At 69.2% G+C, this 7285-nt stretch carries 6 protein-coding genes; all 6 read right to left on the bottom strand.

What is annotated here, in order from left to right; all coding sequences use genetic code 11:
- Window positions 1–78: 78 nt before the first annotated feature.
- The 6 genes from ACN6LM_RS30200 to ACN6LM_RS30175 are packed head-to-tail and all read right to left on the bottom strand — an operon-like array spanning window position 79 to window position 7268.
- Complete coding sequence (locus ACN6LM_RS30200; RefSeq protein ID WP_445068541.1) at window positions 79–1497, bottom strand: GH1 family beta-glucosidase; 1419 nt, start codon at window positions 1495–1497, stop codon at window positions 79–81.
- A gap of 34 nt (window positions 1498–1531) precedes the next feature.
- Window positions 1532–2545: an ABC transporter ATP-binding protein gene (locus tag ACN6LM_RS30195; RefSeq protein WP_445068540.1), complete on the bottom strand. Its 1014-nt coding sequence runs from the start codon at window positions 2543–2545 to the stop codon at window positions 1532–1534.
- Window positions 2542–3528 carry an ABC transporter permease gene (locus ACN6LM_RS30190; protein ID WP_445068539.1) on the bottom strand — a complete coding sequence of 329 codons (987 nt, stop codon included), beginning with the start codon at window positions 3526–3528 and terminating at the stop codon, window positions 2542–2544. The genes ACN6LM_RS30195 and ACN6LM_RS30190 overlap by 4 nt, the downstream gene beginning before the upstream one ends.
- 4 nt (window positions 3529–3532) lie before the next feature.
- Window positions 3533–4513: an ABC transporter permease gene (locus ACN6LM_RS30185; RefSeq protein WP_445068538.1), complete on the bottom strand. Its 981-nt coding sequence runs from the start codon at window positions 4511–4513 to the stop codon at window positions 3533–3535.
- Window positions 4510–5568 carry an ABC transporter ATP-binding protein gene (locus tag ACN6LM_RS30180; protein ID WP_445068537.1) on the bottom strand — a complete coding sequence of 353 codons (1059 nt, stop codon included), beginning with the start codon at window positions 5566–5568 and terminating at the stop codon, window positions 4510–4512. The genes ACN6LM_RS30185 and ACN6LM_RS30180 overlap by 4 nt, the downstream gene beginning before the upstream one ends.
- A gap of 23 nt (window positions 5569–5591) precedes the next feature.
- Complete coding sequence (locus ACN6LM_RS30175) at window positions 5592–7268, bottom strand: ABC transporter substrate-binding protein (protein WP_445068536.1); 1677 nt, start codon at window positions 7266–7268, stop codon at window positions 5592–5594.
- Window positions 7269–7285 lie beyond the last annotated feature (17 nt).

Raw genomic sequence — 7285 nt, 5'->3', positions numbered from 1 at the left:
CCCCCCCCCCCCCCCCCCCCCCCCCCCCCGGTGCTGCTGTCGTGCTGTCTTGCCGTCCTGCGGGGGGTGTGTCGGGGGTCAGGCGTCGCGGGTGAGCCGGATGGTGTCGCGGTACCACTTGGCGCTGTCCTTGAGCGTCCGCTCCTGCGTGTCGTAGTCGACGCGGACGATGCCGAACCGCTTGTCGTAGCCGTAGGACCACTCGAAGTTGTCCATCAGCGACCAGGCGAAGTAGCCCCGCACGTCGGCCCCTTGGGCGCGGGCGGCGGCGACGGCGGCGATGTGGTCGGCGAGGTAGGTGGTGCGGTCCGCGTCGTGGACCGCGCCGTCCTCGGAGACGGTGTCGTCGAAGGCGGCGCCGTTCTCCGTGATGACCGTCGGGAGGCCGTAGTCGTTCTCCAGGCGGACGAGCAGATCGGTGAGGGCCGTGGGGGTGATCTCCCAGTCCATGGCGGTACGCGGCAGGTCGCGCTCCACCTGCCGGGTGACGGGCAGCCCCTCCGCGTCGGTGGCGGCGCCGTCCTCCGTGACGCCGGAGAACAGCGAGCCCCGGTAGAAGTTGACCCCGAGCACGTCCAACGGAGTCGAGATCGCGGCCAGGTCGCCGTCCTGGACGGGCAGTTCGATGCCCTGGGCGGCGAGGTCGGCGACGATGTCCTCGGGGTAGGCGCCCTTGACGACCGGGTCCAGGTAGAGCCGGGCACCCAGGCCGTCGGCGCGGCGGCACGCCTCGGCGTCCTCGCGGCTGTCGGTCTCCGGGGTGGCGGTGCCCAGGTTGAGGGTGATGCCGAGTTCGAGGTCGTTGCCCCGGGCGGCGGCCTGCTCGCGGAGGTACTGCGAGGCGAGGCCGTGGCCGAGGAGCAGGTGGTGCACGGCGTGGATCGCCTCGCCGAAGTTCTGCCGGCCGGGGGCCTGGCCCCCGTAGGCGTAACCGAGCATCGCGGAGCACCAGGGCTCGTTGAGGGTGGTCCAGTGCTTCACCCGGTCGCCCAGGGCGTCGTAGGCGAGCGCGGCGTATTCGGCGAAGCGGTACGCGGTGTCGCGCACCGGCCAGCCGCCCGCGTCCTCCAGCTCCTGCGGCAGGTCCCAGTGGTAGAGGGTGATCCAGGGGGTGACGCCCTTGGCCTCCAGCTCGTCCACCAGGCGCTTGTAGAAGTCGAGCCCCTTCGGATTGGCGGGGCCCCGGCCGCCCGGCTGGATGCGCGGCCAGGCCAGCGAGAAGCGGTACGTGTCGACGCCGAGGTCCGCGATCAGCTGTACGTCCTCCGGCATGCGGTGGTAGTGGTCGCACGCCACGTCACCGTTCTCCCCGCGGACGACCATGCCCGGCACCCGGCAGTACGTGTCCCAGATGGACGGCGTTCTGCCGTCCTCGGCCGCCGCGCCCTCGATCTGGTACGCGGCGGTCGCGACGCCCCAGCGGAAGCCGGCGGGCAGACCGGGTACGGCCTGGGCCGTGATCTCGCGGGCGTATGCCTGGGGGGTGACGAGGTTCATGGTTCTCCTGTGGTGTGCGTTGCTCGGGGCGGGCCTAGGCGCGGGCGGCGGTGGCGGCCGGGGCCTCGTGGTGGAGCCAGCAGGCCACCGAGCGGGAGCCGTCCGTCCCGGGCGCCGCGAGCACCGGGACGTGGGTGTCGCAGCCCTCGACCCTCTTGGCGCAGCGGGGGTGGAAGGCGCAGCCGGTGGGCATCGCCGAGAGGTGCGGGGGCGAGCCCGGGATGCCGCTGAGTTCGCGGCGGGGTCCGTGCAGCGCGGGGAAGGAGTGCAGCAGCCCGGCGCTGTACGGGTGGTGGGGGTCGCGGTAGATCTCGTCGGCGCCTGCCTCCTCCACGATCCGGCCGCCGTACATGATCGCGATCCGGTCGGAGAACTCGATCAGCAGCGAGATGTCATGGGTGATGAAGACGACCGAGAACCCCAGCTCCTCGCGGAGGCGGACCAGCTGGCGCAGGATCTGCCGCTGCATGACCACGTCGAGCGCGGTCGTCGGCTCGTCCATGATGACGATCTCGGGTTCCAGGGCGAGCGCCATCGCGATCATCACGCGCTGGCGCATGCCGCCGGACAGCTGGTGCGGGTAGGCGCCGAGCCGGTCGGGGGAGATCCCGACGAGGCTGAGGAGTTCCCGGGCCCGGGCGGTGCGGTCGGCCTTCCTCATCTCCGGGCGGTGCGCCTGGAGTACGTCGGTGAGCTGGGCGTGGACCGTGTAGACGGGGTTCAGCGAGTTCATCGCGCCCTGGAAGACGATGGACAGCTCCTGCCAGCGGAAGGCGCGCAGCTGGGCCGCCGACATCGCGAGCAGGTCCATGGCCCTGCCGTCGCGCCCGTGGTAGTGGACCTCGCCGCCGGTGATGACGCCGGGCGGGGAGAGGAGCCGGGTGACCGCGTAGGCCAGGGTGGACTTGCCGGAGCCGGACTCGCCCGCGAGGCCGAGGACTTCGCCCCGGTGCAGGGTGAGGTCGATGTCGCGCAGGGCGTGCACGGCGTCGGCGCCGGTCCCGTAGTCCACGTTGAGGCCGCTGATGGTGAGGACGGGCTCGCTCATGAGCGGGTCTCCTTGTGGCGCTGGGTGCCGGTGCCGGGACGGGCCACCGGGGTGAAGCCGACGCGCATCCTGACCTTGCGGGAGCCGCCGGTCTCGGTGCGCAGTCGCGGGTTGACGAACTCGTCGATGCCGAAGTTGATCAGGGCGAGGGACATGCCGAGCAGGGCGATGCAGAGCCCGGCCGGGACGAACCACCACCAGGCGCCCTGGGCCAGTGCCTGGCTGGACTGCGCCCAGAACAGGACGGTCCCCCAGTTCCAGTTGGAGATGTCGGCGACACCGATGAAGGCGAGGGTGATCTCGGAGAGGATCGCGAAGATGACCGTGCCGACGAAGCCGGAGGCGATGACGGCGGTGAGGTTCGGCATCACCTCGAAGAGGATGATCCGCCAGGTCGGCTCGCCCGTGGCGCGGGCCGCCTCCACGTAGTCGCGGCGGCGCAGCGACAGGGTCTGGGCGCGCAGGACGCGGGCGCCCCAGGCCCAGGAGGTGAGCGCGATGACGAAGGCGATGAGCAGGTCGCCGGCGTCCGTGACGAAGCTGGCGATGATGATGATCAGCGGCAGCCCGGGGATGACCAGGAAGACGTTGGACAGCAGCGACAGCGCCTCGTCGGCCAGCCCGCCGAGGAAGCCGGCGGTGACGCCGATCAGCACCGACAGGACGGTGGCGAGGATGCCGGCGACGAAGCCGACGACGAGCACGCCCCGGGTGCCGACGAGGATCTGCGAGAGCACGTCCTGACCGGTCTGCGTGGTGCCGAACCAGTGCGAACCGGAGGGGGCCTCCAACAGGTCCTGGCTCATCGCGCTGGGGTCGTACGGGGCTATCCACGGGCCGATGATCGCGATCAGCACGAAGAAGAGCAGGATGCCCAGTCCGATGACGGTCTTCCGGCCGCGCAGGAACCGGAACTTGCGCTTGCTCGCTGCCGGGGTTTCGGTGGCGTCGAGTACGGCGACCTCGGATGCGGTGACGGCCACAGCCCTACGCCTCCCTTCGGGTACGGGGGTCGAGGAGCATGTAGAGGATGTCGGCGATGAGGTTCGCCGCGAGGACGGAGAGCGTGATGATGAGGAAGATGCCCTGCATGAGGGGGTAGTCCTTGGCGCCCACGCCCTGGAAGAGCTGGTAGCCGATGCCCGGGTAGGAGAAGACCATCTCCACCAGGAGCGTGCCGCCGACGATGAAGCCGAGCGAGAGGGCGAACCCGGAGATGTTGGGCAGGATCGCGTTGCGTGCCGCGTAACCGAACATCACCCGGCGCTCCGAGAGGCCCTTGGCCTGGGCGACCATGACGTAGTCCTCGCTGGACACCGTCACCATCATGTTCCGCATGCCGAGGATCCAGCCGGCGATCGCGCTGAGGACGATCGTGAAGCCGGGCAGCACCCCGTGGTAGAGCGCGCTGGAGATGAACGGCCAGTCGAAGGCGGGCACCAGCGAGTTGTCGTAGCCGCCGTCGGCCGGGAAGAGCGGCCACTTCACGGCGAACAGCGAGATCGCGATGAGCCCGAGCCAGAAGTACGGGATGGACGAGATGAACGTGGTGACGGGCAGCAGGCTGTCCATCCAGGAGCCGCGCCGCCAGCCCGTGAAGACCCCGATACCGGTGCCGAGCAGGAAGCTGATCAGCGTGGTGATGCCGACGAGCGCCAGCGTCCAGGGCAGCGACTGCGCGATGACCTCGCTGACCGGGGTCGGGAAGAAGGTGAACGAGAGGCCGAGGTCGCCGTGGAACAGGTGCGCCCAGTAGTCGGTGTACTGCTCCCAGACCGACTGCTTCTTGTCGAGGCCGAAGAGGGCCTTCAGCGAGTCGATGGCGCTGGTGTCCAGCTGGCCCTGGAAGCGGGCCATGAGTGCCTGGACCGGATCGCCGGGCATCAGCCGCGGGATGAGGAAGTTGATCGTGATCGCGGCCCAGGCCGTGACCAGGTAGAAGGCGAGCCGTTGGAGCAGGAACTTCACTTCGCAGCCTCCTTCTCGTGGTCGTCGGTGCGGGTGCCGGTGCCGTCGTAGAGCCAGCAGGCCGCCCACTGGCCGCCGGCCAGGTCGAACCGGGGCGGCAGCTCGGTGCGGCAGCGCTCCATCGCCTTGGGGCAGCGGGGGTGGAAGCGGCAGCCGGCGGGCGGGTCGATGAGCGACGGGGGCTCACCGGTGCCGTTGTCCTGCGGCTCCTCCTCGTCGCCCGCCCGGTCGGGGTGCGGCGCGGAGGCGATGAGCAGCTGGGTGTAGGGGTGTGCGGGGCGCTGGGTGACGGTCTCGCTGTCACCGCCCTCGACGATGCGGCCCGCGTACATCACCAGGGTGGTGTCCGCGAAGTAGCGGGCGGACGCGATGTCGTGGGTGATGTAGAGGATCGCGAGGTGGAGCCGGTCCTTGAGGTCCTTGAGCAGGTTGAGCACCCCGAGCCGGATGGACACGTCCAGCATCGAGACCGGCTCGTCGGCCAGCAGGACCTGGGGGTCGGCGCCGAGCGCGCGGGCGATGGCCACGCGCTGGCGCTGACCGCCCGACAGCTCGTGCGGGAACTTGTCCAGGTACTGATGAGGAGGAGTCAGCTGGACGCGGTTCAGCAGAGCGGTCAGGTTCTGTTCCAGTTCCGCCTCGCCGCTGCCCGCCCGGCCGTGGATCTTCAGCGACCGGGTCAGGTGGTAGCGCACGGTGTGCACGGGGTTCAGCGAGGCGAACGGGTCCTGGAAGATGAGCTGGACCCGGCGTACGTAACTGCGGAAGGACCGGCCACGTCCGGCCTTCACCGGCTGCCCGCCCAGGTGGATCTCGCCCGAGGTGAGCGGATACAGCTGCGCGAGCAGTCTGGCGACGGTGGACTTCCCGGAGCCCGACTCCCCCACCAGTGCCGTGACGGTGCCGCGCCGCAGTCGCAGCGAGACGTCGTCCACGGCGTGGACGGTACGGCGCGTGCGCGCGAGGAGGTCGCGGGCGTTGCGCCGCACGGCGAAGTGCTTGGTGACTCCGCGTGCTTCGAGCACGATGTGGTTGTTCTCTGGCTGTTCAGACATGGCCGGTACCTGATCCCTGCGTACTACTTGGCGGGCTTGAGATTCAGCACGACTTCCAGCGAGGTGCGCTGGGTGTGCTGCGGGTCCGCGTACGGGTTGTCCTCGGTGGGCCAGCCCACCCAGTTCTTCGTGGAGTACTCCGCCCCGACGGGCGCGGCCGCGGTCGGGACCATCGGCGCCTGCTCGACCATGATCTTCTGGAGGGTGTTCATCGCCTCGTTGCGGGCGGTGTCCGTGGTGGCCTGCGCGAAGTCCTTCAGCGCCTCGGTCGCCTCGGTGCTCTTGAAGCGGCCGAAGTTGCCGGACTGGGACGGCTTGCCGATGGGCTGGAGCAGGGCCCCGTCCATGATGTTCTGGTACATGTCGTACGGGGTGGCGCCGCTGTTGGTCCAGTGCAGGGTGGCGTCGAAGTTGCCGTTGGCGACGTCCGCGCCCCAGGCGTCCGCGGTCTGCGTCTTGACCTTGGCGTCGATGCCGATCTTCTTGATGTTGTCCTTGATGATCGACAGGCCGGTGATGTAGTCGTTCCAGCCGGCCGGGTCGGTGAAGGTGAGCTTCACCGGCTTGCCGTCCGGGTCCTTGAGGACGCCGCCGCTGAGCGTGAAGCCGGCCTTCTCCAGGACCTCCTTGGCGCCCTCGACGTCCGGCGTGGTGGTGGCCTTCTTGTAGTCCGGGGCGATGAAGGACTCACCGGCCGGCAGCGGGATGCCGGTGGGGTTGGTGATCTCCGGGTAGAGCGTCGCCTCGGCCTGGGTGTAGATGGCCTTGCGGTCGATGACCATCGCCATGGCCTTGCGGAGCGCCGGGTTGTCGAACGGCTTGCGGGTGGTGTTGAACCAGAGGCCGTGGATGCCGAGGCCGGAGGGGAACCACAGCTTGTGGTTCTTCGGGTCCTTGTCGATGAACAGCTTCTTGAAGTCCGGCATGAAGACGAACGACCACTCCAGCTTGCCGCTGGCCAGCGCGGTGGTCGCCGCGTTGTTGTCGTTGTACGTGCTGTAACGCAGCTCCTTGACCTTGGTCGACCCCTTCCAGTAGGTCGGCGTCGCGGTCAGCGTGGTGGTCTGCGGCGTGAAGGTCTTCAGCTTGTACGGGCCCGAGCCGACGGGGTTCCGGTTCGGCCAGGTCTCCGGGTTGTCGACCTTCTCCCAGATGTGCTTGGGCACGATGTACTGCTGGAGGATCTTGTTCTGGTTGACGTACTGCGAGGCGTTGAAGGTCAGGATGACCTTCTTGTCCTTGACCTCGACGCCGCCCCACTGGATGCCGTCGGCGTTGAGGGCCGGGTGCTTCTTCAGCAGGTTGAAGGTGTACGCCACGTCGTCGGCGGTCAGCGGCTTGCCGTCGGCCCACTTGGCGCGCTCGTCGATGGTGAGGGTGACCTTCGTGAAGTTGAGGTCCCACTTCCAGTCGGTCGCCAGCCACGGGTCGGGCTTCTCGGCGGGCCGGATCTGGCTCACCATCGCCAGCGGCTCGTAGATCATCCAGCGGTAGCCGAGGGTGGCGCCGGCCGAGGTGTTGAGGAACGGGTTGCTGTTGTTCGTCTGCGGCCCGTCCGGCTTGCCGATGTTCAGGACGCCCGAAGCGGCACCGCCGCTGTTCTTGTCGTGGTTCGAGTTGGCCGAGGAACAGCCTGCGGCGAGGGCGACCACCGCGGTGACGGCCGCGGCGGCTCTCAGCGTGTGACGGCGTGCGGACATAACGACTCCAGGAGGGA

Source organism: Streptomyces sp. SAS_281 (assembly GCF_052542855.1).
The sequence above is the reverse complement of the archived record's forward strand: the minus strand, read 5'-3'. Positions and strand labels throughout refer to the sequence as shown.

Bases quoted from the DNA above. Each gene is read 5' to 3' on its own strand.
- ACN6LM_RS30200 (WP_445068541.1), bottom strand. From the start codon at position 1,497: ATGAACCTCGTCACCCCCCAGGCATACGCCCGCGAGATCACGGCCCAG.
- ACN6LM_RS30195 (WP_445068540.1), bottom strand. From the start codon at position 2,545: ATGAGCGAGCCCGTCCTCACCATCAGCGGCCTCAACGTGGACTACGGG.
- ACN6LM_RS30180 (WP_445068537.1), bottom strand. From the start codon at position 5,568: ATGTCTGAACAGCCAGAGAACAACCACATCGTGCTCGAAGCACGCGGA.
- ACN6LM_RS30175 (WP_445068536.1), bottom strand. From the start codon at position 7,268: ATGTCCGCACGCCGTCACACGCTGAGAGCCGCCGCGGCCGTCACCGCG.